General features: G+C 73.2%; 20 protein-coding genes. 8 read left to right on the top strand and 12 right to left on the bottom strand.

The annotated features are described in order from the left end of the window. Window positions 1-94: 94 nt before the first annotated feature. From ACRYCC_RS24490 to ACRYCC_RS24480, 3 genes are all read right to left on the bottom strand, one after another. Window positions 95-1297 carry a sensor histidine kinase gene (locus ACRYCC_RS24490; protein WP_433816047.1) on the bottom strand — a complete coding sequence of 401 codons (1203 nt, stop codon included), beginning with the start codon at window positions 1295-1297 and terminating at the stop codon, window positions 95-97. A 56-nt stretch (window positions 1298-1353) separates the two neighbouring features. After that, entirely contained in the window at window positions 1354-2007 is a 654-nt protein-coding gene (locus ACRYCC_RS24485) for a response regulator transcription factor (RefSeq protein ID WP_433815702.1), read from the bottom strand. A gap of 132 nt (window positions 2008-2139) precedes the next feature. After that, a complete protein-coding gene (locus ACRYCC_RS24480) occupies window positions 2140-2313 on the bottom strand; it encodes a hypothetical protein (protein ID WP_433815701.1) in 174 nt (57 codons plus the stop codon). A 397-nt stretch (window positions 2314-2710) separates the two neighbouring features. On the opposite strand from ACRYCC_RS24480, the gene ACRYCC_RS24475 reads away from it, so the two are divergent. Both ACRYCC_RS24475 and ACRYCC_RS24470 read left to right on the top strand, forming a co-directional pair. After that, window positions 2711-3511, top strand: coding sequence for an SGNH/GDSL hydrolase family protein (locus tag ACRYCC_RS24475; protein ID WP_433815699.1), 801 nt, complete (start codon window positions 2711-2713; stop codon window positions 3509-3511). A gap of 210 nt (window positions 3512-3721) precedes the next feature. Continuing rightward, window positions 3722-3895, top strand: coding sequence for a hypothetical protein (locus tag ACRYCC_RS24470; protein WP_433815697.1), 174 nt, complete (start codon window positions 3722-3724; stop codon window positions 3893-3895). A gap of 132 nt (window positions 3896-4027) precedes the next feature. Here the strand turns inward: ACRYCC_RS24470 and ACRYCC_RS24465 are convergent, their stop codons facing one another. The 3 genes from ACRYCC_RS24465 to ACRYCC_RS24455 all read right to left on the bottom strand — a co-directional run bounded on the left by ACRYCC_RS24465 (window position 4028) and on the right by ACRYCC_RS24455 (window position 7140). Next, on the bottom strand, window positions 4028-4840 hold the full coding sequence (locus ACRYCC_RS24465) for an inositol monophosphatase family protein (RefSeq protein ID WP_433815695.1): 813 nt from the start codon (window positions 4838-4840) through the stop codon (window positions 4028-4030). A gap of 46 nt (window positions 4841-4886) precedes the next feature. Beyond that, window positions 4887-5876, bottom strand: coding sequence for a ferrochelatase (locus ACRYCC_RS24460; protein WP_433815693.1), 990 nt, complete (start codon window positions 5874-5876; stop codon window positions 4887-4889). Between the two features lie 70 nt (window positions 5877-5946). Continuing rightward, window positions 5947-7140 carry a lytic transglycosylase domain-containing protein gene (locus ACRYCC_RS24455; protein WP_433815692.1) on the bottom strand — a complete coding sequence of 398 codons (1194 nt, stop codon included), beginning with the start codon at window positions 7138-7140 and terminating at the stop codon, window positions 5947-5949. A 138-nt stretch (window positions 7141-7278) separates the two neighbouring features. Here ACRYCC_RS24455 and ACRYCC_RS24450 point away from each other — a divergent pair, with 138 nt between their 5' ends. Genes ACRYCC_RS24450 through ACRYCC_RS24440 form a run of 3 tightly spaced genes read left to right on the top strand, consistent with a single transcriptional unit; the run spans window position 7279 to window position 10347 of the window. Beyond that, window positions 7279-8475, top strand: coding sequence for an MFS transporter (locus ACRYCC_RS24450; protein ID WP_433815690.1), 1197 nt, complete (start codon window positions 7279-7281; stop codon window positions 8473-8475). Between the two features lie 23 nt (window positions 8476-8498). Beyond that, the gene (locus ACRYCC_RS24445) at window positions 8499-9821 is read left to right on the top strand and encodes a D-arabinono-1,4-lactone oxidase (protein ID WP_433815688.1); all 1323 of its coding nucleotides are present in this window, start codon (window positions 8499-8501) and stop codon (window positions 9819-9821) included. A gap of 40 nt (window positions 9822-9861) precedes the next feature. Then, complete coding sequence (locus tag ACRYCC_RS24440; RefSeq protein WP_433815686.1) at window positions 9862-10347, top strand: TIGR00725 family protein; 486 nt, start codon at window positions 9862-9864, stop codon at window positions 10345-10347. Between the two features lie 20 nt (window positions 10348-10367). On the opposite strand, the gene ACRYCC_RS24435 is transcribed toward ACRYCC_RS24440, so the two are convergent. Genes ACRYCC_RS24435 through ACRYCC_RS24425 form a run of 3 tightly spaced genes read right to left on the bottom strand, consistent with a single transcriptional unit; the run spans window position 10368 to window position 13883 of the window. After that, a complete protein-coding gene (locus tag ACRYCC_RS24435) occupies window positions 10368-11150 on the bottom strand; it encodes a TIGR03084 family metal-binding protein (protein ID WP_433815684.1) in 783 nt (260 codons plus the stop codon). Window positions 11151-11193: 43 nt separating this feature from the next. Further along, window positions 11194-12288 carry an NAD(P)-dependent alcohol dehydrogenase gene (locus ACRYCC_RS24430; RefSeq protein ID WP_433815683.1) on the bottom strand — a complete coding sequence of 365 codons (1095 nt, stop codon included), beginning with the start codon at window positions 12286-12288 and terminating at the stop codon, window positions 11194-11196. Continuing rightward, window positions 12285-13883 (bottom strand): AMP-binding protein, encoded by a 1599-nt coding sequence (locus ACRYCC_RS24425; protein WP_433815681.1) that lies wholly within the window; start codon window positions 13881-13883, stop codon window positions 12285-12287. Before ACRYCC_RS24425 ends, ACRYCC_RS24430 begins: the two co-directional genes overlap by 4 nt. Before the next feature lie 404 nt (window positions 13884-14287). On the opposite strand from ACRYCC_RS24425, the gene sepH reads away from it, so the two are divergent. Beyond that, a complete protein-coding gene (gene sepH / locus ACRYCC_RS24420) occupies window positions 14288-16144 on the top strand; it encodes a septation protein SepH (protein ID WP_433815679.1) in 1857 nt (618 codons plus the stop codon). A gap of 99 nt (window positions 16145-16243) precedes the next feature. On the opposite strand, the gene ACRYCC_RS24415 is transcribed toward sepH, so the two are convergent. Continuing rightward, complete coding sequence (locus ACRYCC_RS24415; RefSeq protein WP_433815677.1) at window positions 16244-17728, bottom strand: PH domain-containing protein; 1485 nt, start codon at window positions 17726-17728, stop codon at window positions 16244-16246. Then, window positions 17725-18276 carry a PH domain-containing protein gene (locus ACRYCC_RS24410; protein ID WP_433815675.1) on the bottom strand — a complete coding sequence of 184 codons (552 nt, stop codon included), beginning with the start codon at window positions 18274-18276 and terminating at the stop codon, window positions 17725-17727. Before ACRYCC_RS24410 ends, ACRYCC_RS24415 begins: the two co-directional genes overlap by 4 nt. 212 nt (window positions 18277-18488) lie before the next feature. Between ACRYCC_RS24410 and ACRYCC_RS24405 the strand changes: the two genes are divergently transcribed. Both ACRYCC_RS24405 and ACRYCC_RS24400 read left to right on the top strand, forming a co-directional pair. Next, a complete protein-coding gene (locus tag ACRYCC_RS24405; protein WP_433815673.1) occupies window positions 18489-19478 on the top strand; it encodes an ATP-binding cassette domain-containing protein in 990 nt (329 codons plus the stop codon). After that, window positions 19475-20314: an ABC transporter permease gene (locus ACRYCC_RS24400; protein WP_433815671.1), complete on the top strand. Its 840-nt coding sequence runs from the start codon at window positions 19475-19477 to the stop codon at window positions 20312-20314. The genes ACRYCC_RS24405 and ACRYCC_RS24400 overlap by 4 nt, the downstream gene beginning before the upstream one ends. A 33-nt stretch (window positions 20315-20347) precedes the next feature. On the opposite strand, the gene ACRYCC_RS24395 is transcribed toward ACRYCC_RS24400, so the two are convergent. Beyond that, window positions 20348-23599, bottom strand: coding sequence for an AfsR/SARP family transcriptional regulator (locus ACRYCC_RS24395; protein WP_433815669.1), 3252 nt, complete (start codon window positions 23597-23599; stop codon window positions 20348-20350). Window positions 23600-23603 lie beyond the last annotated feature (4 nt).

The raw sequence follows: 23603 nt of genomic DNA, 5'->3' as shown, positions 1-23603 counted from the left end.
CCCGGCCGCCCGCCGGCCGGGGACGGTGCGCTCTCACCGCGGGGCCCCGGGACCGCTCCGGGCCCGGCGGCGAAGTCCGCGGAGCCCGGGCCGGTCAGCCGATCGGCAGCCGGACCGTGATGATCAGGCCGCCGCCCTGCCGGGGGGTGGCGTAGACCGAGCCCCGGTGGGCGTGCACAACCGACCGCACGATCGACAGCCCCAGCCCGGCGCCCTTCGCCGACTCGATCCGGTCGGTGTTCAGCCGGCGGAACGGCTCGAACAGCCGGTCCACCTCGTAGGCCGGGACGGCCAGGCCGGTGTTCTCCACCTGGACCGCCGCGAAGCCGTCGAGCACGCCGGTCCGCACCCACACCTGGCCGCCCTCGATGTTGTGCTTGATCGCGTTCTCCACGAGATTGGAGACCAGGTGCTCCAGCAGCACCGGATCGCCGACCGTCGGGCCGGGTGTCAGCTCGGTGTGGATGGTGGCCTCGGTGGGGTTCTCCCGCTTGCGCGTGGTCTCCAGCACGGTGCCGGTGACGTCGGCCAGGTCCACGGACGTACGGGTGGTCAGCTCCCGCTCACTGCGGGCCAGCAGCAGCAGCCCTTCGATGAGCCGCTCGTGCCGGGCGTTGTTGACCAGCAGGGTACGGCCGACGGCCTTGAGATCGTTGGAGGCCTCCGGGTCGGTCAGCGCCACCTCCAGCAGCGTCCGGTTGATCGCCAGCGGCGTACGGAGCTCGTGGGAGGCGTTGCCGACGAACCTGCGCTGGGAGTCGAACGCCTGGCTGAGCCGCTCCAGCATGGCGTCGAAGGTGTCGGCGAGCTCCTTGATCTCGTCCTTGGGCCCCTCCAGGGCGATCCGCTCGTGCAGGGTGCTCTCCGACAGCCGGCGCGCCGCCGAGGTCACCTTCTGCAGCGGGCTGAGCGCCCGGTCGGCGACGAAGTAGCCGAGCACCAGGGCGATCACCCCGACCCCGGCCAGCGCCAGCAGCGACTGGCCGACCAGCTCCCGCATCGTCTGGGCGATGAACTGCCGGCGGAACTCGGCCACCTCCTGCTCGGTCACGCCGTAGCCCCCCACCACGTCGATGTGGTTGAGGATCCCGGCGACCAGGAACGTGGTGACCAGCAGCAGCAGCCCGCCGGCGAAGAAGAACAGGACCCCGTAGAGCAGCGTGAGCCGCATCCGGACGCTCACCCGCCCGGGCAGCCCCCGCAGGACCGCCGCCAGCGAGCCCTGCCGGCGCCCCGGCCCGGGGCCGTGGCCGGGCGGCATCGCGATCCCGGAGGGCATCGTGGTCTGGGACGGCATCGGGCTCCGCGCGCCCGCCGGCGTCTCGGCGTGCGGCACCTCCTGGGACGGCGTGCTCACAGGCGGTACCCCACACCCGGCACGGTCTCGATCACCTGTGGCTCGCCGAGCTTCTTGCGCAGGGTCATCATCGTGACCCGTACGACGTTGGTGAACGGGTCGATGTGCTCGTCCCACGCCTTCTCCAGCAGCTGCTCCGAGCTGACCACCGCGCCCTCGGCCCGCAGCAGGACCTCCAGCACCGCGAACTCCTTACGGGTGAGATCGACGGCACGGCCGTCCCGCTGCACCTCCCGCCGGCCCGGATCGAGGCTGAGCCCCGCCCGCTCCAGCACCGGAGGCAGCGGCACGGCGGCGCGCCGTCCCAGCGCCCGCACCCGGGCGATCAGCTCGGCGAAGGCGAACGGCTTGGCGAGGTAGTCGTCGGCGCCGATGGACAGCCCCTCGACCTTGTCGCCGAGCTCGCCCGCCGCGGTCAGCATGAGGATCCGGGCGGGATATCGCGCCACCACGAGCGCCCGGCAGACATCGTCACCGTGCACCTTCGGCAGGTCACGGTCGAGCACGACCACGTCATACGCGTTGACACTGGTCCGCTCCAGCGCGCCGGCGCCGTCGTAGGCGACATCCACCGCGTGCGCCTCACGGCGCAGCCCGGTGGCTATCGCGTCCGCGAGCACCCGCTCGTCCTCGACGACAAGGAGTCGCACCCCATCCCCCTTTTCCGGCGGACCCTCCGCGGAGCCGCCATGAACCCGCCCATGGCGTGCGAATCCAGTCACCGGCGCGCTGGACCGGCCCATCTGTTATTCCATGAGCCCTGTAAGACCTCCGTAAACACGCTACGCCAGGTCTTGACCGCGAGCGGGCAGGCGGCGGCCCGGCGAGCCCCCGCCCTGGTCACCGGCTCCGTCCCCCAGGAGTGCCCGTCCGCCCGTCGCGGGCCGGCCGTCGTCCAGGGCCTCCCGCCCGGCCGCCTCCGCGCGGCGCAATTCCGGCATCTCCGGCAGCCGCACCTGACTGCACCCATAAACCAGGCCTCATGGTGCTCAGAGCCATTTAACGTCCATTTCACGGCGTAGCCGACAAAGGCCTTTCCCGCTCTGGGTCGACCTCCCGCCGGCGCCATTCGCCGATCCACCCCGGTACGGACCGTACCCGTCCGATCGCCCACCGACAGGGGGATCCGGGGTCGTCCAAGCGTCCGCGGGCGGGTCTCCGCCGCGGCCGGACCCCGCCTCCGCCCGCACGGCGGCGGGCCTGCGAGAGCATTTCAAGCCATCTATTTGACACCGGGATCGCAGCCCCGTCAACGGCGAATGTGGCCAGAAAAGCAGACCCATTCCGTTGCTCCTCAAAAGGGGAATTCGATGCTTCAGTAAATCTAGCCTCCTCACCCCCCCCGGAGAGCCGATGAACCTCCCCCGTCTCGCCGTCTCAGCAGTCTGCGCAGTCGTCCTCACCGGCGCCACGATCACCTCGGCGTCACCCGCCTCCGCCGCCACCGTCAACTACGTCGCGCTCGGCGACTCCTACTCCTCCGGTACGGGAGCCGGAGCCTACGATTCGAGCGGCTGCCAGCGCAGCACCAACGCCTACCCGGCCAAGTGGGCCGCCGCCCACGCCCCCGCGTCGTTCAGTTTCGTCGCCTGTGCCGGCGCCACGACCGGCGACGTGCTCAGCAAACAGCTCGGCGCGCTGTCCGCGAGCACCACGCTGGCCAGCATCACCGTCGGCGGCAACGACGCGGGCTTCAGCAGCGTGATGCAGACCTGCGTGCTGTACTCGAGCGCGTCCTGCCTGAGCGCGATCGCCACCGCCGAGACCTTCATGGACGAGCAGCTGCCCGGCAGGCTCGGCACGCTCTTCACGGCGATCCGCTCGAAGGCGTCGTCCGCGCAGGTCGTCGTGCTCGACTACCCCCGCCTCTACATCATCACCAGCTACTGCGTAGGCCTGGGCAACACCAAGCGGACGGCCCTCAACCGCGCGGCCGACCACCTGGACACCACCATCGCGAAGGCGGCCGCGAACGCGGGGTTCGCCTTCGCCGACGTCCGCAGCCGGTTCTCGGGGCATGAGCTGTGCTCCGGCGACGGATGGCTGCATTCGGTGACGATCCCGTTCGGCGATTCGTACCATCCGACCGCCCTCGGCCACTCCCAGGGATACCTGCCGGTCCTCACCTCCGCGGTCGCCGCCGCGGCCGGCTGAGCCGCCTCCCGGCCGGGCCGTCCCACACGGGCGGCCCGGCCGTTCCACGTCCCCTCCGCGTGGCGGCTCCGGCGGCCGGCCGCACGGCCCCTGGAGGCCCGGGCGGGCGCCGCGTGTGCCCTCCGCCACACGTGTCAAAAAGCGGTGATTTCCAGGTTTACCGTCGGCGAGGTCTTGGGTAGGAGCGTGAGACCCCAGGAAGGGACTCCCATGGGCGAGCTCTCCAGCACCATTCAGCAGCGACTCTCCGAGGCGTACGACTCGATGCGCACGGCCCGCGAAGAGGGGGACGCCTACCTCGTCGATGCCCGTCAGGCCGAGATCGAGGACCTGCACCGCATCGCCGCCAACCACAACATCGACACCCCTCGCAGGGGCGTCTGACCCCGCCGTATCCCCTCCGCGATCGCCCAGGCGCACAGGCGATCGCGGAGGGCTTTCGTATGCCCTCGATCGGGCCGCCGGGCACCCGGCGGCCGGGTGCGCGGGAGTGACGCCCCCCGCGGGCGGGCGGCCTCACCGGTCGCGGGCGGGCTCCAGCGGGGCCAGCAGGTCGTGCAGGGCCCCGAAGAGCAGCGGTTCCCCGGCGATCGCGAACTCCGGGCCGGCGGGCGCCCCGTGCAGGCCGCCGACCCGCCCCCCGGCCTCCTCGACGATCAGCGCTCCGGCGGCGATGTCCCAGGCCTGCACGCCGCGCTCGTAGTAGGCGTCCACCCGGCCGGCCGCCAGCGAGCACAGGTCCACGCAGCAGGAGCCGCCGCGCCGGATGTCGCGCACCGCCGGCAGCACCCGCGTGAGCACCTGCGCCTGGCGGGCCCTGCGCTCCGCGGCGTAGCCGAAGCCGGTGGCGACCAGGGCGCGGTCGAGGGCGACCCCGGTGTTGCAGCGCAGCTCCCGTACGTTCCCGTCGGTGGTCAGCCGGGCGCCGCCGCCCCGCCACGCGGTGTAGGTCTCGGCGCGGCGCGGCATCACGATCGCCCCGGCGACGGTCTCGCCGTCGACCTCGGCGGCGATGCTGACCGCCCAGTCGGGCAGGTCGTAGAGGTAGTTGACCGTGCCGTCGATGGGATCGACCACCCACCGGACCCCGCTGCTGCCGGCGCTGGACCCGCCCTCCTCGCCGAGGAACGCGTCGTGCGGGCGTACGGCCGTGATGCGCTCGATGATCAGCCGTTCGGCGGCCTGGTCCATCTGGGTCACCACGTCGGTGGGGCTGGACTTGGTCTGCACGACGGCCGGCCCGTCCACCGGGCGCTTGTCGACCAGCATCCGGCCGGCCTCGCTCGCCGTCGCGATCGCCAGTTCCAGGAGTTCTTCGGCCAGGCTCACGTTTCCCCTTCGGGTCCCTGTGCGGTCGTGCGGATCGACTGCATGATCACACAAGCGGTGGTCGGCAGCAGGCGGAGGGGCACCGGTCGGGGCGGGCACCGAGCCGGCCGAGCGCCGGGCGGTCCTGCCCCGGCCGTTCCAGCAGGAGCTCGCGGACCATGGCGACGAAACGGGGATGCGTGCCGGGGGTGGCGGCCCGTTCGAGGGTCATGCCGAGCCGGGCGGCGAGCCCCGCGGCCTCCACGTCGAGGTCGTACACGACCTCCATGTGGTCCGACACGAAGCCGATGGGCACCAGCACCGCGGCCTGGACGCCCTCACCGTGCAGTTTCTCCAGATGGTCGCCGACGTCGGGCTCCAGCCACGGCTGGGCGGGCGAGCCGCTGCGGCTCTGGTAGACCAGCGCCCACGGGCCGTCCGGGGCCACCTGGGCGCGCACGACCTCGGCGAGGTCGGTGAGCTCGGCGACGTAGCGCTCGCGGCCCGGCTGGGACATCGGCACGCTGTGCGCGGTGAACACCAGGGGGGTCCCGGCGGGAACCTTCGCCAGCGCGGCCCGGGTGCTCTCCACGAACGGCGTCACGAAGCCGGGGTGGTTGTAGTAGATCCGCAGCTTGTCGATCTCGGGGGCGTCCGGCACCTCGGCGCGCGCGCGATCGAGGTCGTCGAGGTACTGACGGCAGCAGGAGTACCCGCTGTAGGCGGAGGTGACGAAGGCCGCGGCCCGGCGGATCCCGTCGGCCGCCATCTGCCGCAGGGTGCCCGCGAGATAGGGCCGCCAGTTGCGGTTCCCCCAGTAGACCGGGAGGTCCAGACCCGCCTGGGCGAAGTCGGCCTCGATCGCGGCCTTGAGCTCCCGGCACTGCCGGTTGATCGGGCTGACCCCGCCGAAGAGGTGGTAGTGCTCGGCCACCCGTTCGAGGCGCGCCCGCGGGATGTTCCGGCCCCGGGTGACGTTCTCCAGGAACGGCATCACCTCGTCGGGCGCTTCCGGGCCCCCGAAGGACACGAGCAGCAGAGCGTCGTAGGACGTCATGCCCCCATCCAATCAGCCCCGCGCGCCTCCGCATCCCCGCCCCGGGACGCGGCGCGGGCCCGCCGGTCCCTCAGGAGTACGCCCGCGCATAGGCCTTGGCGAGGTTGAGCACCTTCTGGACGTACCAGTCGGCGTGGTTGTAGCGGAAGATCGCGTTGTAGAGACGCCTGCCTCCACCGCCCGCCCCGTTGGCGCACAGGTACTTCGCGGCACCGGGCACCGCGTCGAAGGGGTTCATGATGTCGGCCTTGCCGTCGCCGTCCCCGTCCACGCCGTAGGCCTTCCAGGTCGCGGGCATGAACTGCATGGGGCCCAGGGCGCCCGCGCTGGACGGCCCGGCGTTGCGGCCGTGGTCGCTCTCGATCTGCCCGATGGCGGCCAGCACGGTCCAGGACAGGCCGGGACAGGTGGTGGCGGCCCGCTTGTAGAGGTCCAGATAGCTGCCGGAGCCGGAGCGGCCGGAGCCGCCGCTCACCTGGTTCTTCTTCTCGTGCAGGTTGAGCACGCTGCCCCCGGAGCCGAGGATCTTCTTCAGGCCGGCGGAGAGCCTCTTGCCATCGGCACCCGGCGCGTTGACCAGCACCGCCAGGCGCGGGACGAGCTGGAGGTCGGCCCCGGTCTTGAGATTCACCAGCATGTCGATGCCGGGCAGGCCGAGCGTGCCGGCGCCGCCCATCGTCACCTGGGGCACGCTCTTGCCGACGATCGAGTATCCGAAGCCGCTGCGCAGGCCCATGGTCTCCATGGCGGTCTCCGACACGATGAACCGGCCGCCGGCCAGCGCCGTCCACAGCCCCTCGTCCTTCGCGGTGCCCGGCGGCGTCCAGGACCGGAAGAGGGAGGGGTCGACCGCGAAGGTGTTGACCTGACGCCCCTGCAGCTGGACGGCGCCGGCGTCGACGGCGATCACGTCCTGTACCTGCTTGAGCCTGCGGATCCGGCCGACCTGCGCGGCGGAGACCGGCCGGGCGGCCACCGCGAGCACGTCCGGGGGCACGACCCGGCGCAGCGGGGCGATCTGGCCGCCCCGCGCCACGTTCGTCACCCGCGCCGGTGCCGCCGGCGGCCGGGCCACCGCGCGCGTCGCCGGCCGGTCGATGGTGGCCGCGGCGATCGCCCCGCCGGTGGCGGTCCCGGCCACGGCGACCGCGATGCCCGTCGCGGCGAGCGCCAGGGCCCGGCGGCCGGGCGGCCGCCGCCCGCCGGGGGCCGCGGGACCGGCCGGGGCGTGGGTCGTGGCGGAGTCACGCGGTGAGCGGGTCACGGCTGCTTCCACAGGTCAGGACCGGGCTGGTCAGCGGATATCACACTGTTTCCCCTGTGTAACGTGATCAGCGCATCAGGGGGTACGTCGCGGGGAGCATGATGCTGCCCCCCCTTGACAGGGGGTCGGAGAGAACACGTGTCCAATCCATATCAGCGGCTGTTCTCCGTTCCAGGGGCGAGGATCTTCGTGGCCGCGGGGTTCGTCGGCCGGATGTCGATGTCCATGATCGGTATCGGCATCGTGCTGATGGTCTCCGCGGTCACCGGATCGTACGGTATCGCCGGTGCGGTCTCGGCGGCCTGCGCACTCGCCTTCGCGGCCGGATCGCCCGTCGTGGGGCGGCTGGCCGACCGCTTCGGGCAGGACCGGGTGCTGCCTCCGCTGGTCCTCGCCAACGCGGCGGGCATGACGGCGCTGGTGCTCTGCGCGCAGTGGCGTTCCCCGGCCTGGGCCTTCTTCCCGGCGGCCATCGCGGCCGGGGCGACCTCGCCCTCCCTGGGGGCGATGGTGCGCGCCCGCTGGAGCCACCTGCTGACCGGTACCGGCGGGAGCCTGCACACCGCCTTCGCCTTCGAGTCCGTCGCGGACGAGATCATCTTCGTCACCGGGCCGATGATCGTCACGCTGCTGGCGACCGCGGTCCATCCGGCCGGCGGGGTCGCGGCCGCCGGCCTGTTCACGCTGGTCGGGTCGCTCACGCTGGCCACCCAGCGCGATACCCAGCCGCCGCCCCGGCCGCGGCAGACCGGCCGGTCCCGCAGCGCGATCACCAGCCCGGCCCTGATGGTGCTGTGCGGGGTCTACCTGCTGATGGGCTCGGTCTTCGGAGCGGTCGACGTGAGCGCCATCGCCTTCGCCCACGAGCAGGGGCACCAGGGGCTGGCCGGGGTCCTGCTGGCCTGCTACGCCCTGGGCAGCGCCACCGGCGGCCTCTGGTACGGCGCGCGGCACTGGCGGGCGCCCCTCGACCGGCGGTTCCGGCTCAGCCTGGCGCTCCTGGTGCTCGGGCTGATCCCGATCACCCTGATCCATCACCTGTGGACCATGATGCCGGTGATCTTCTTCTGCGGGCTGGCCATCTCCCCGACGCTGATCGCCGGGTTCGGCCTGGTGGAACGGCTCGTGCCCGCGGGCCAGCTCACCGAGGGGCTGACCTGGGTGTCGACCTTCATCGGGGTCGGCGTCGCGGTGGGGGCCACGGCCGCGGGCCGCCTGGTGGACGCGTACGGTTCCGCGGGAGCGTTCCTCTTCCCGCTCGGCGCCGGCATCGTCGCGGTGGCCGTCGGCCTGCTGGGGGCATCACAATTCGATAAACATGAACTTTCTTCATGAATACCGGAGCGTAGAGTCTGACCATGCCGATCGTGAAGGCCTCCGCGACCCGCCGATCATGGCGTAACTGGGCGGGCAACCAGCAGGCCGACGCCCAGCGGGTCGTGGTGCCCCGGTCCACCGACGAGGTCGTCGCGGCCGTCCGTCAGGCGGCCGAGGACGGCCTGACGGTGCGGATGACCGGCACGGGTCACTCCTTCACCGGTGCTGCCCTGACCGACGGGGTACGGCTCGCGCCCGGCGGGCTGACGGGCGTGCGGTCCATCGACACCGCCACCCGGCTCGTCACGGTCGAGGCCGGGCTTCCCCTGCACCGGCTCAACGCGCTGCTGGACGAGCACGGTCTCGCCCTGGCCAACATGGGCGACATCCAGGAGCAGACCGCCGCCGGTGCGCTGCAGACCGCCACCCACGGCACCGGCCGGGACGCCGCCGGGCTGGTCTCCCAGGTCGCCGCGCTGGAGCTGGTGCTCGCCGACGGTGCCGTGGTGACCTGCTCCCGGGAGGAGCGGCCGGAGCTGTTCGACGCGGCCCGCGCGGGACTGGGCGCGCTCGGGGTGATCACCGCGGTCACCTGGCAGGCCGTGCCGGCCTTCCTGCTGCGGGCCCAGGAGGAGCCGATGCGGTGGGACGAGGTGCTGTCCCGGCTGGACGAGCTGGCGGCCGGCAACGAGCACTTCGAGTTCTACTGGTTCCCGCACACCGAGGGCTGCCTGACCAAGCGCAACAACCGGGCCGAGGGCCCGGTCGCGCCGCTGCCGGCCTTCAAGCACTGGCTGGACGACCGGTTCCTGTCCAACACGGTGTTCGACGGGGTCAACCGGCTCAGCCGCCGGATGCCCGCCCTGGTGCCCACCGTGAACGGCATCTCCGCCAGGGCGCTGGGCGCCCGCACCTACACCGACACCTCGTACAAGGTCTTCACCAGCCCCCGGACGGTGCGCTTCAAGGAGCAGGAGTACGCCGTCCCGCGGGCGGAGCTCGTCCCCACGCTGCGGGAGCTGCGCGCGCTGTTCGCCCGCCGGGACTGGTTGATCAGCTTCCCGATCGAGGTCAGGCTGCTGCCGCCCGAGGACGCCTGGCTGTCGATGGCCCATGACCGCGACAGCGCCTTCATCGCCGTCCACGTCTACCACCGCAACCCGCACGAGGAGTACTTCCGCGGGGTCGAGGAGCTCATGACGGCGGTGGGCGGGCGTCCGCACTGGGGCAAGCTGCACACCCGGGACGCGGCCTACCTGGAGACCGTCTACCCGAGGTTCCGGGACTTCACCGCGCTGCGCGACGAGCTCGACCCGGACCGCCGGTTCGCCAATGCCTACACCGGCCGGGTCTTCGGCAAGTAGCGCCCGGGCCACTGAGTAGAGTCCCTGGCGGGGGTCGGAGATGGTGGTTCAGGTGGCGGTCTGCGGGCCGCGAGACTGCGACGAGACCGACGGGCGCCACGCCCGCGAGGTGGGCCGGCTGCTCGCTGAGCGGGGCGCGGTCGTGATCTGCGGCGGCTACGGCGGGGTGATGGCGGCCGTCGCCGCGGGCGCCAGATCGGCGGGCGGCACCGTCGTCGGCATCCTGTCCGGCGCCGACCGCCGGGACGCCGGCCCGGATCTCTCCGTCGTGATCCCGACCGGCGCCGGGTCGGCCCGCAACGCCTTCATCGTCAACTCCGGTGACGCCGTGATCGTCGTCGGCGGCTCCTGGGGCACCCTGTCCGAGCTCGCCCTGGCCATGCGGCGGGGCGCGCCCGTCGTCCAGCTGGGCGGCTGGCGGCTGTCCGGCCAGGACGGGCGGCCGGTGCCCGGGATCCGGCACGCCGCCACCCCGCGCGAAGCGGTGGACCTCACCGGCCTGTGGCCGCCCGGCCCCGCCCGCTGACCTGCGAGGCGGACGGCACGCTACGCGCGCACGGACGGCGGGCGGCCGGGGCCGGGCGGGCCGGCGAAGGCCTGGGCGATGTCCAGCCAGCGGTCCGCGTCCGCCCCGGCCGCGGTCAGCTCGAGGTCGGCCCGGTTGCGCCGCTGGGTCACCAGCAGGCAGAAGTCCAGCACCGGGCCGGTCACCGACTGCCGCGCGCCGTCCGGGCCCCAGGCCCACTCCTGCCCGTCCGGGGCCGTGAGGACCACCCGGAACTCCTCGCCGGGCGGGGTCAGGCCGCGGCCATGGAAGGCGAAGTCCCGGGTGCGGGCGCCGATGTGGGCCACGTGCCGCAACCGGGAGGTCGGTGTCCGGACGACGCCCAGGGCGTCGGCGACGTCCTGGCCGTGCGCCCAGGTCTCCATCAGCCGCGCGGTGGCCATCGACGCGGCGCTCATCGGCGGCCCGAACCACGGCAGCCTGGTCCCGGCCGGAAGCCCCGCCAGGGCCTCCGTCATGCGGCCGCGCCCCGCCCGCCAGCCGGTCAGCAACGTCGCCGGATCCACCGCCGCGCCCTCGGCGGCCCCCTCCTCCACGAAGTCCGCCGGGCCGGCCAGCGCCTCCGCCAGCATCGCCTGGAAGGCCCCGGGGTCGGTGGCCGCCAGGATCGCCTGATCGTCGGTCCAGGCCAGATGGGCGATCTGGTGGGCGATCGTCCAGCCCTCGGCGGGTGTCTCCGTGGCCCAGCCGGCGGCCGGCAGCCCGGCGACCAGCATGTCCAGATCGTCGCCCTCGGCGCGCAGGTCCGCGAGCATCCCGGTCATATCGATCATTGTTTCCTCTCGGGGGGTGGAGGCGGGGCCGGTGTCAGGGGAAGACCAGCACGGGCTTGACCACCTCGCCGTCTCGGGACGCCCGCACGGCCTCGTTGATCTGATCGAACGCGTAGGTCCGCACCAGTCTCTCCAGTGGCAGCCGGCCGGTCCGGTAGTACCCCGCCAGTTGCGGGATGAACCGCTGCGGGATCGCGTCCCCCTCGATGGAACCGCGGATGCCCCGGCCCGTCATCAGCCGGACCTGGTCCAGCTCGACCGGGTTGGCGAGTCCCCGGAAACCCACCGTCACGCAGGTGCCGGGGGCGGCCAGGCACCCGACGGCCGCCTGGACGACGGCGGGCAGCCCGACGCACTCGACCGAGTGGTCGACGCCGCCGGTCAGCGTGCGGATCGCCGCGGCGGGGTCGCCCGCCGCCGGGTCCACGGCGTCGGTGGCGCCCAGCTCGACGGCCAGGTCGCGCCGCCGGGGGTTGGGGTCCACCGCGACGATGCGCCCGCAGCCGGCGATCTTCGCGGCCATGATCGCGCTGAGCCCCACCGCACCGCATCCGAAGACCGCGATCGACGAGCCCGGCTCGGGTTGCAGGACGTTGAGGACGGTGCCGGCGCCGGTCTGTACCCCGCAGCCGAGCGGCGCGAGGAACTCCAGCGGAAGGTCGCCGGGCACCCGCACGACGTTGCGCTCGGTGGTCACCGTATGGCCGGCCCACGAGGACTGGCCGAAGAAGTGGCCGTTGACCTGGTGCCCGTCCCGGCTCATGGCCGAGCTGCCGTCCACCCGGGTGCCCACGTAGTTGAGGGCCAGGAACCGGGAACAGTAGGCCATCAGGCCCCGGCCGCAGTTGCGGCACAGCCCGCACCAGGCGTAGCTGAGCACCACGTGGTCGCCGGGCTCGATCGAGGTGACCGAGGAGCCGGTCGTCTCCACGATCCCGGCGCCCTCATGACCGAGCACCAGCGGCGTGCCGCCGGGAGGGCCCGCGTCGGCGGTGACCAGGTCGGTGTGGCACACGCCGCCGGCGATCATCCGCACGATCACCTCGTCCGGGCGCGGCCCCGCCAGTTCCAGCCGTTCCAGGGTGAACGGGCCGCCCGGTTCGCGGAGCACCGCCGCGGTGATGTTCACGACGCCTCCGCGATCGCCCGGGCCGCCGCGTAGTCGGCCTTGCCGTTGGGCAGCCGCAGGGCACGGCCGGTCCGGAAGTAGGCCTTGGGCAGTTTGTAGCGGGCGAGGTGCACGGCGCACGCCTCGCGGAGCTGCTCGTCGGTCAGCTCCGCCGACAGCACCAGCACGGCCACGATCTCGTGCCCCCACCGCTCACTGGGCCGCCCGATCACCAGGGCGTCGGTGACCCCGGGGACGGCGCGCACCACCGCCTCCACCTCCTCGGCGAAGACCTTCTCGCCGCCGGTGTTGATGGTGGTCGACTCCCGGCCCAGGACCTGGATCGTGCCGTCCGGCAGCAGGCGCGCCCGGTCCCCGGCCACGACCATGCGCACTCCGCCGAGGACGATGAACGTGGCGGCCGTCTTGTCCGGATCGTTCAGGTAGCCGAGCGGGATGGGCCCGGACTTGGCCAGCCATCCCGGCTCGTCCTCCCCCGGCCGCAGGTGCCGGGTGCGGTCGGCGCTCAGCACGTGCGCTCCCGCGGCGGGCGCGAACGGCCGGTCCTCGGCCCCCCGCCGGGTCACCTGGAAGCCGGTCTCCGACGAGCCGAGCACGTCGATCACCCGCGTGTGCGGCAGCAGCGAGGTGAGACGGCGCCTGACCGCCGGGTTGATCGCGGCACCGGAGTTGACGATCTGGCGCAGCGCGCCGAGGTCGTACGGCCGCGCCTCCAGCTCGTCGGCGATCGGCCGGGCGAACGCGTCGCCGACCACGGGCATCCGCGTCACCCGCTCGCGTACCGCTGTGGTGAGCGCGCCGGCCGCGTCGAACCGGCCGACGACGTCCGGGAGCACCACGGTGGCACCACCGATCCAGGCGCCCAGCGCCGACCAGGTACCGGCGCCGTGCATCAGCGGCGGCGCCACCAGGACGCGCTGGGAGGTACGGCCCGCCGCGGCCGCCACCGCCTCGGCCAGCCCGGTCCGGGGCAGGCCCAGCGGGCCGTTCATCAGGTCGCCGATGCGCCACAGCACCCCCTTGGGCATGCCGGTGGTGCCGCCGGTGTAGAGGATGTGCAGGTCGCCTGCCTCCGGCCGTACGCCCGGCAGCGGCCCGGCGGACGCGGCGGCCAGTGCGGCCTCGTAGTCCAGCGCCCCGGGCAGCAGCGCGGCGCCGGACTCGTCCGCCACCTGGAGCAGCAGCGGGGTGCGCTCCAGCCGGTCCAGCACCCTGCCCAGGGACGCCGCGAACCGGGAGTGGTAGATCACCGCGGCCGGGCGCCCGTCCGCGAAGAGGTAGGCGAGCTCGTCGTCGACGTAGCGGTAGTTCACGTTGAAGGGGGCGACCCGCGCCTTGTGCGCCCCGACCATGCCCTCCAGGTACTCCGGTCCGTTGTGCAGATAGAGCGCCAGATGGTCGTGCGGGGACTCCCAGGGGTCACCGCTCCGGCCGGGCCGGCCGAGCCCGTGGGCGTGCAGCACGCCGGCCAGCCGCCGGGTCCGTTCGGCCATCTCGCGCCAGGTCCACCGGCGGCCGCGCCACACCAGGCACTCCCGGTCGGGCACCGTGGCCGCGATCGCCTCGTGCAGGGTCGCCAGATCCAGCTGGGCCATCGGCGGAACTCCTCGTGCCGGGGATCGCCGGAGGAACCGGCGAAAGGTGTAACTGACTACTTATCACTCGCATCGGCATGGCGGAACGCGCGGGTCCGGAAGCCCGCCCGGTCTCGCCGTCGCGGGGGTCCCGCGCGTCCGGCACTGGTCAGCGGAGGCTCTCGATGGCACGCTGGGCAAAAGGATCCGCAAGAATCCGGCACGCGAAGCCCACCGGTGTTCCGGAGCAGGCAAGCTGTGCAGATGGGAGGGCGTTCTCGAAGGTCTGTGATGATCGAGAGCGGCGATGTTCGGACATGCCGGGTACGGTGCTGGCAGCGGGCGTGTCGTAAAGAGAGACTCGGGGATCCGGGGGAAGGGCACGCATGCGCCCCGAGCCGTCATAGAGGGCAGGAAGGACACGCATGCAGGAGCTGCGCCTCGTCGCGGTCAGCGAGGACGGTTCATACCTCGTGCTGGCCACCGCGGGCCGAGGCACCCGGTTCACGCTGCCCGTCGACGATCGGCTCCGCGCCGCGGTCCGTGGGCATTTCTCCCGCCTCGGCCAGTTCGAGATCGAAGTGGAGAGTCCTTTGCGCCCCAAGGAGATCCAGGCTCGCATCCGAGCCGGGGAGACGGCGGAGGAGATCGCCGAGTCCGCCGGCATCCCGGTGGAGCGTGTCCGCTGGTTCGAGGGTCCTGTTCTGCAGGAACGCGAGTACATGGCCCAGCAGGCGCAGCGCGTCATCGCCCGGCGTCCGGGCGACGCCAGCCCCGGCCCGCCGCTGGGCGAGATGGTGGAGGAACGCCTCAGCCGCCGTGGCGTGGACCTCGAAGAGGTCGAGTGGGACTCGTGGAAGTGCGAGGACAGCACCTGGCGGGTGCGCCTGTCGTTCTTCGACGACGGCCGTCCGCACGCCGCAGAATGGGTCTTCGACCCGCGTCGCCGGCAAGTGTCGCCGCTCGACGACGAGGCGGCCCGGCTCTCGTCGCTCGTGCTGGAGGAGCCGGCCGCCCCGACGGTGACGCCCCTGGTGCCCCGCCGGCCCGCCATGAAGATCGTGTCCGACTCACGTTCGGACGTCGCCGCCGAGCAGCGCCGGGAGTACGGCGCCGAGCGCGGACGGACCGCCGAGCCACGCCGTCAGTCGGTCGCCCCGCACCGCCGTGAGTACGTCGCCCCGCGGGAGCCCGAGATCGTCCCGGCCGCCCGGGAGCGCAACGTCCCCGAGCCCGCGGCGCAGGAGGTGGACGCCGTCGCGCAGGCCACCGGCGTCTACACCCGGGAGCCCGAGCAGCAGGGCCGGCCGGAGCACCGCGCGGAGACCGCGCGGGCGAGCGTGACCGAGGCCGCGCGGGAGACCCCGGCCGACGAGGTGCCGGAGGACCCCCGCCAGGTCGTCGCCGAAGTCGTCACCGAGGTCGTCACGGCGGTGGTGCCCGAGCCGGAGCCCGCGACGCGGTCCGAGACCGGGTCCCGGCGGTCCGCGGCGGACGCCTCGCCCGAGCCCGCCGAACGGCCTCGCACCGCACCTGCAGCGGAGCCCCGCGAGCAGGACGCCGCCGCGGAGCCGGTCACCACCGCGTCCGAGGTCCCCGATCCGGCCGGCCGGGAACCGGTGGCCGCGAAGCCGCCCGCCGGCGAGCCCGCCGAGGACGCCGCCGCCGAGCCCGCCGCGACCGCTGCACCGTCCGCCGAGCCCGCAGAGCAGGCCCGGCCGCGGGCCGCCGCCAAGTCCGCACCGCGGGCCGCGGCGAAGCCCGAGCCGGTGTCCGCCGACCCGGTGAGCACGGCGGCCGACCGCACCGAAGCCGCACCGACCACGGTCGAGGAGACCACGGCGGCGCCGGCCGCGGTGGAGAAGACCGGTCCGGCCGAGGCAGCGCAGGCCGAGGCGGAGCGGGCCAAGGCGGAGCGGGCCAAGGCGGACAACGCCGCGGCAGCCAAGGCCGCCGCCGAGAAGGCCGCAGCGGAAAAGGCCGAGGCGGAGCGAGCCGAAGCCGAGAAGGCCGCAGCCGAGAAGGCGGAGGCTGAGCGGGCCGAAGCCGAGCGGGCCGAAGCCGAGCGGGCCGAGGCGGAAAAGGCCGAAGCGGAGAAGGCGAAGGAGCCCAAGACCGAGAAGGTCACGCCGGCCCCGAAGCGCAAGGTGCCGGTGCCCGCGCCGACCTCACCGGTCGAGCCGCCCGCCCGCCCCGGACGGCGGAAGAACTCGTCCCGCGGCAAACGGGCCTCCGTGCCGTCCTGGGACGAGATCATGTTCGGCGCCCGCCGCCCCGACTGATCCCCGCGGCGGGCCTGGAGGGCGGGCCGGGCGCCCCGGCTCGCCACGAGGGCCGCCGGTGCGGGCGGCGACCCGTACGGCACGATCGGCGCGGCGGCGCTACTCCAGGAAGGGCGTGACCCACTGGGGGGTGATGTCCCGGGCGAGGGCCACCGCGTCCTCCTCCGCCAGGTCGATCACCGGATAACCGCCCCTGCCCGCGCCGACCCCGGCGACCAGCGTGACCAGGCCGGACCGGCGCTGGAAGAGGCTCTGCCGCAGCTCCCAGCCCAGCACCGCGCGGTGCTCGATGATCACCTGGTGGCGCCGGAGCGAGCCGGAGCGCATCGTCAGCCGGGTCCCGTCGTCGGCATGGCCGAGCTGGCGGTACCGGTCGAGTGCGAGGGGGAGGCAGAGCAGGGCCAGCGCCCCGGCCCCGTACGCGACGAACGGCCAACCCATGACCAGCGCGACAGGGGCGACGGCCAGCGGCGGCAGGACGGCCCGGCTGATCCGGCGCCGGCGCGCCGAGGCGGGATGCCCGGTCAGCCGGGCGAGTACGGAGAGCGAGCCGGCGGGGGCGGACATCACCCGGCCCGCGACGCCGGTGACGACTTCGCGCGGCGAGGTCGGCAGCAACCGCCGGCGGTGCTCGGAGTCGCCCAGGCCGGTCACGAGGGCGCCCAGCCGCACCACACCGGCGAGCCGTTCGAGGGGGTTGTCGCGCAGCTCGACGCCGCGGATCCGGGCGTGCTCCAGCGACACGCTGCGGCGGGTGATCAGGCCACGTTCGGCCACGATCGTGCCGTCCCGGTCACCGCCCTCCCCGCCGACGGCCCGCAGTGTGAAGTCCCAGTTGAACAGCGCGTACGCCACGACGGAGGCGACCGGCATCGCGAGGACGAGCAACACCACGACGCCGACGGCCAGCAGCGGCGGAAGTCCCGCCGCGTTCTGGCCGAGCCGCTCCAGCCGGCGCTCGGTGAGCAGCCCCAGGTCGTCACCGAGGTTGTAGAGGGCCCCGAGCAGGCTTCCCGCCAGGGCGAACGGGGTCAGTATGTAGGCACCGCTCAGCGGCGCGTACAGATACCACCTGGGCAGCGCCCGGGCGTAGAGGACGCCCCTGCGCGGCGGGTGCACGGCGGCGGGCGCCCCGTCGGGCCGGGCGTGCGACCGGCTGAGCAGCACCTGCCGCAGGCGCACCGCCTCCGCGCGGGAGACGGCGTTGAGAGTGCCCTCGCCGGTGTTCTCTCCCGCGGCGGCGGCGTCGATGTGCACGACGGCCACGCCGAGCACCCGGTGCGGCAGGGTCGTGCTGATGTCCACGCCGCGGATCCGGTCGATCGGGATGTTGGTCACCGACCGGCCGATCAGTGCGCGGCGCAGCTCGATCCGGTCGTCGTACACCGTGTAGCTGAACGCCGCCCACTTGACCGCGTTGTGCAGCAGGCTCATGACGACCCCGGCCATCGTGACGTAGAGCCCGGTCGACAGACCGCCGAGCAGCAGCCCGGTCGCCCCGGCGAAGAGCAGCGTGCCCACCTCCCGGCCCGCCCGTACGATCATCGTCCAGCCGCTCAGCCGCCGGGCGGGAGGGACGCTCACGTCGCGTCGTCGCGGAGTTCGTGCGCCCGGTGCGCGAGGTCGGCGGCCAGCAGGGTCGCGGTGTCGACCGGCAGCCCCGCCACCTTGGAGGAGCCCGCATGGGAGGCGGTCCTGATGTGCATGGTGGCCAGGCGCAGCGGCCGTTCGAGCCAGCTCTGCCGGGTGTCGACGGTCTGGATGCGGCTCACCGGGACCAGCTGCCAGTGCCGGCCGACCCAGCCGGTGCGGGTGTAGACGACGTCGGAGCCGACCTCCCAGCGGTGCAGCCGGTAACGCCAGGCAGGCACCGTCACCACCAGGGCCAGCCCCGCCACCGCCACCACCAGGGGCAGCCACCGGATGTGCCGCGGAAGCCCGCCGGGCAGCGCCGGCCAGCCGGACCACTCGACGACGGCGACCACGACCCAGGCCGCCGCGAAGGCGATCAGGACGTCGATGAGGTATTCCACCGTCCATTGGACGATCACCCGGCGGGCGGCCTGGTGAGCAGGCGGACGCAGCCGGGCCCCGGCCGGAGCCCGGTCCGGAGGCTGCTGGGAGTGGCCCACCGACATCACTCCTCGCAGTCTAGATCGGTGTGCCCGTCGGCCCAGGCCACCGGGTTATGTCAGACCCCCGTGCGAGGCTGTCAGCGACTTGGCAGGCGTTTGACAGGGCGACCGGAAAAACTAGTCGCAGACCACACAGGACGCTGCGTAAGTTGACATTTCGCGGTCTACGCCGCGAGACGTACGGCGTCCAGAACCCGAGGAGAAATGACATGACATACGCCATCCAGGCCGAGGGCCTGGTGAAGCGCTTCGGCAAAACCCAGGCGCTGGCCGGCGTGAGTCTCACCGCCCGGACCGGGACGGTGCTGGGCGTGCTCGGGCCGAACGGTGCCGGTAAGACCACGGCGGTCCGGGTGCTGGCGACTCTGCTCAAGCCCGACGAGGGCACCGCCCTCGTCGGCGGCTACGACGTGGTGCACGACGCGCACCGGGTCCGCCAGCTGATCGGGCTGACCGGTCAGTACGCGGGCGTCGACGAGATGCTCACCGGCACCGAGAATCTCGTGCTCATCGGCAGGCTGCTGGGCATGTCCCGCCGGGCGGCCAAGAGCCGCAGCGCCGAGCTGCTGGAGCGCTTCGAGCTCTGGGACGCCCGGGAGCGGGCGGCCAAGACCTACTCCGGTGGCATGCGCCGCCGTCTCGACCTGGCCGCGAGCCTGGTCGGGCGGCCTCAGGTGCTCTACCTCGACGAGCCGACGACCGGTCTGGACCCGCGCGCCCGAAACGGCCTGTGGGACATCGTCCGGGGGCTCACCGACGACGGCGTGACGGTGCTGCTCACCACGCAGTACCTCGAGGAGGCCGACCAGCTGGCCGACGACATCATGGTCATCGACCATGGCAAGGTCATCGCGCACGGCACCCCCGACCAGCTCAAGACCCAGGCCGGCGGGCAGGTCCTGGAGGTGCGCCCGGTCACCCGGGCCGACGAGGTGACCGTCGCCCGGGTCGTCTCGGAGCTGCTCGACGCCGCCCCCGACGTCCGGGACGGCCTGGTCAGCACGCCGATCTCCGACCCCTCCGTCATGCCCGCCGTGGTGCGGCGGCTCGATGACGCCGGGGTGCAGGTGAGCGAGCTGGCGCTGCGCAAGTCCAGCCTCGACGAGGTGTTCTTCGCGCTCACCGGCCACCGGGCCGAGGAGCCCGCCGCCGACGAGGACAACGACCAGGAACTCATCAAGGAAGGAGCGGCGGTATGACCACGCTCGCAGAGCCGGCGCCCGCACCAGTGACGCTGGGCAAGCGGATCTCGCCGATCAGCGCCGTCAACAACACGCTGACCCTGGCCTGGCGCAGCCTGGTCCAGATCAAGCACAACCCCATGGAGCTGATCGACCTCAGCATCCAGCCCATCATGTTCGTCCTGCTGTTCGCCTACGTCTTCGGGCCGGCGATGGCGGGGAGCGTGTCGGCCTACCTGCCCATCCTGATCCCGGGCATCATCGTGCAGAACGCGCTGTTCGCCACCATGTCCACCGGGGTCGGGCTCAACGTGGACGTCACCAAGGGGGTCTTCGACCGGCTGCGCAGCCTGCCGATCTCCCGGACGTCCCCGCTGGCCGGGCGGATCCTCGCCGACATCGCCAAGCAGGCCTGGTCGATGGCGATCCTGCTCACCGTGGGCGTGCTCATGGGCTTCCGGATCGAGACCACCCCGCTGGCCGTGATCCCGGCGTTCGGGCTGCTGCTGGCCTTCGCGCTGCTGCTGTCGTGGGCCTCGGTGTTCATCGGGCTGACGGTGAGCGAGCCGGAGAAGGTGCAGGTGTTCGGATTTGTGGTGATCTTCCCGTTGACCTTCCTCAGCAACGCGTTCATCCCGCTGAGCCACAAGTACCCGGACTGGATCTACAACGTCATGAAGTACAACCCGGTCTCGCAGATGGTGGACGCGCTCCGCGGCCTGCTGATCGGGCACGACCTGCAGGGGCACAGCCAGGGGGTCGCCGGCCCGGCGACCGCCTCCCTGTTGTGGGGGCTCGCGCTCGCGGCGGTGTTCATCCCGCTGTCGCTGCGCGCGTTCAAGGGCCGGGTCTGACCCGGTGCGCCCCGATCGGGGGCGAATGCGCGGTCACTTCCGTCTGGGAGTGGCCGCGTTGTCGTCCGCGTCGAAGAACCCCCAGGCCGGGGGCCGGTCGATGCCGAGGTGGGCCAGTACATCGTCGACGGACGCCGTCCGGCCGCGTTCGAGCCCGGCGGTGTACTCCACCTCCCCCAGCTCCGCCCGGCACTTCCGGCGGATCTCGGCCTCGTCCGTGAGCGAGAGATCCGGCAGTCCCCGGATCCCCTCGGCGGCGCCGGCCAGCCAGGCGGCCTCGGCGTGGTCCCCCCGCCGGACGGCCAGGTCGGCGAACCCGATGATCGTCTGCGCGGTGATCGGCGCGTCGGCGGACGCGACCGCCTGCCGTAGCGCGTCGGTGTGGCCGGCTCTGGCCCTGTCGAGATCGCCGTCCGCCGCCTCGATGTAGGCCCGCACCGACGCCATCATCGCCTTGAACTGCGGCGGCCCGGACATGTCCGCGGACAGGGCCAGCCCGCGGTCCAGATGGGCCCTGGCCTCGGTCAGCCGGCCGTCCCTGCGGGCGAACTCGCCCAGATAGTGGTGCACGGCCGCCATTCCCTCGGGGGCCAGGGACCGCTCGGCCACCCGCGCCCCCGCGGCGACGAACTCACCCGCCCTGGCCTTGTCCCCCAGCAGCCACAGGGCGTTCGCCAGCCGCATGTAGATCATCGGGGTTTCCTCGGTGGTGCCGAGCCCGGTGAGGTACGCCAGCGCCTCCTCGTACATCTCGATGGCCCGCCGGTAGTCGCCTCGCCAGGACACCATCTCCGCCTGGGACGCCAGCGCGAAGGAGCTCCCCCAGTGATCGTCCAGTGAGCGGAAGCCGGCGAGCGCCTTGGCCAGATGGGACTCCGCGCCCTCGGTATGTCCCATGTTGATCTGGACCTGGCCGTACATGAAGTGGGCCATCGCCCGCAGCCAGGGGTCGGGCTCTTCGAGCAGCGGCTCGAGCTTGCGCAGCGCCTCGGCGTCCCTGCCGGCCTGGAACAGGTCGAGCAGCGGCTCGAGCAGGCGCAGCAGCGGGTGGACCACCTCGCCCTCGATCCGCTGGGTGATGTCCCGGGCACGGCGCATCCAGCCGGTGACCTCTTCCATGTCGCGCGCGCCGCCGAACGAGGTGAAGGAGGTGAGCGTGCAGGCGATGGCGGTCGTCTGGTCCTCGGCGATGTCCGGCAGGGCGAGCGCCTCCGCGGCGAGCTCGTTGCCCTCCGCCCGGTGCCCGCACAGCCACCAGTACCAGCCGAGCGCCGCGACGAGCCGGATGGCCAGCGGAGTCTCCCCGGAAGTGATCGCCCAGCGCAGTGCGGCGTGCAGATTGTCGTGCTCGGCCGCCAGCGCGGCCAGAGTCCGGACCTGTTGCCCGCCGCGCAGCCTCGACTCGGCCTCCTCCGCCATCCGCAGGAAGTACTCGGCGTGCGCCCGCCGGACGAGGTCCTCCTCACCCGCCTCCGCCAGGCATTCCATCCCGTACGCCCGGATGGTCTCCAGCATCCGGTAGCGGCCGTCCTCGGTGGCGACCACCAGTGATTTGTCCACCAGTGAGGCCAGCACGTCCAGATCGCCGGCGCAGACGGCCTCGGCGCTCTCCACGGTCGCGCCGCCGGCGAAGATCGACAGCCTCCGCCACAGGACGCGCTCGGGCTCGTCCAGCAGCTCCCAGCTCCACTCCACCACCGCGCGCAGCGTCTGGTGCCGGGGCAGCGCGGTCCGGCTGCCCATGGTGAGCAGCCGGAACCGGTCGTCCAGGCGCGCCGCCAGCTGCCGGGGCGTGAGCGCGCGCGATCGGGCGGCGGCCAGCTCGATCGCCAGCGGCATCCCGTCGAGTGCCCGGCAGATGCGCACGATGTCGGCGACGTTGTCGTGGGTCACGGTGAATCCGGGGCGGGCGGCACCGGCCCGGTCGGCCAGCAGCGCCACCGCGGGATAGGTCAGGGCCTCCTCCGGATCGGCGTCCACCGGCGGCAGGGCCAGCGGCTCGACCGGCCAGAGGCACTCGCCGGTGATGCCGAGGGGCTCCCTGCTGGTCGCGAGGATCCGTACCTCCGGGCAGGCGGCCAGCAGCCGGTCCGCCAGCGTGGCCGCGGCGTCGATCACGTGCTCGCAGTTGTCGAGGATCAGCACCAGCCGCTTGCCGGCGAGCGCCGCGACGAGCCGGTCCAGCGGGTCGGAGACCTCGATCGGGATCCGGCTGCGCGAGCCCGCGAGCGCCACGGTCTCGCGCAGCCCCAGGACGCTCAGCACCGCGTGCACGACCTCCGCAGGATCGGTCACCGGGGCGAGCTCGACCAGCCAGACGCCGTCCGGTACGCGATCGTGCTGCCGTGCCCCGGCCTCCATCGACAGCCGGGTCTTGCCCGCACCGCCCGGCCCCGTCAGCGTCACGAGCCTGGCGTCCCCCAGCAGCTTGCCGACCCTGGTCAGATCGGTGTCGCGGCCGATGAAGCTGGTGAGCTGGGCGCGCAGGTTGGTCCGCGAGTCCTCGGGCGGAAGGAGGCCGCGCGACGCCGCGGAGGCCGGCCGCACCGGGGCCAGCGCGGCGTCCTGGCGCAGGATCGACAGGTAGACGTTCTCCAGCTCGGCCGAGGGGTCCACGCCGAGGGCGTCGGCGAGCGCCCGCTGGGTCTCCTCGTACACCGCGAGCGCGTCGGCCTGCCGCCCGGCTCCGTACAGCGCCCGCATCAGCTGGCCGCGCAGCGGCTCCCGCAGGACATGGGCGGCGGTGAGGGCCTCCAGCTCGGGGATCAGCTCGGCGTACCGGCCCAGGGCCAGGTCGGCCTCGATCCGTTCCTCCGTCGCGGCCAGCCAGAGACCTTCGAGGCGGGCGATCGGCCCCTCCGCGAACGGCGCGCCCGCGACGTCGGCGAGGGCCGGGCCCCGCCACAGCGCGAGCGCGTCCCGCAGTTCCGCGGCGACGGCGCGCGGGTCCCCGGCGCGCCGGGCCCTGGCCACCCGGGTCTCGAAGTCGAAGGCGTCGATATCGGAACGTGCCAGCGTCAGCCGGTAGCCGGCCGGCCGTGACTCGATGAGCTCCCGGCCGTTGCCGAGGGCGGCGCGCAGCCGGGAGACCAGGGACTGCAGGGCGTTGGGAGCGCCGGCCGGTGGATCGGCCTCCCAGAGGTCGCCGATGAGGCGATCGGCGGGCACCACCCGGCCCGCCTCCAGAGCGAGCAGGGTCAGCAGCGCACGCAGCCGGGCACCGCCGACCTCGACGAGCCGCTCCCCGTCGGCGACCTCCAAGGGCCCCAGAATCCCGATCCGCACGCCC

The organism is Actinomadura scrupuli (genome assembly GCF_050971785.1).
Taxonomy (GTDB): domain Bacteria; phylum Actinomycetota; class Actinomycetes; order Streptosporangiales; family Streptosporangiaceae; genus Actinomadura_E; species Actinomadura_E scrupuli.
Note: the sequence above shows the minus strand (reverse complement) of the source record. Positions and strands in the feature narration are given on the sequence as shown.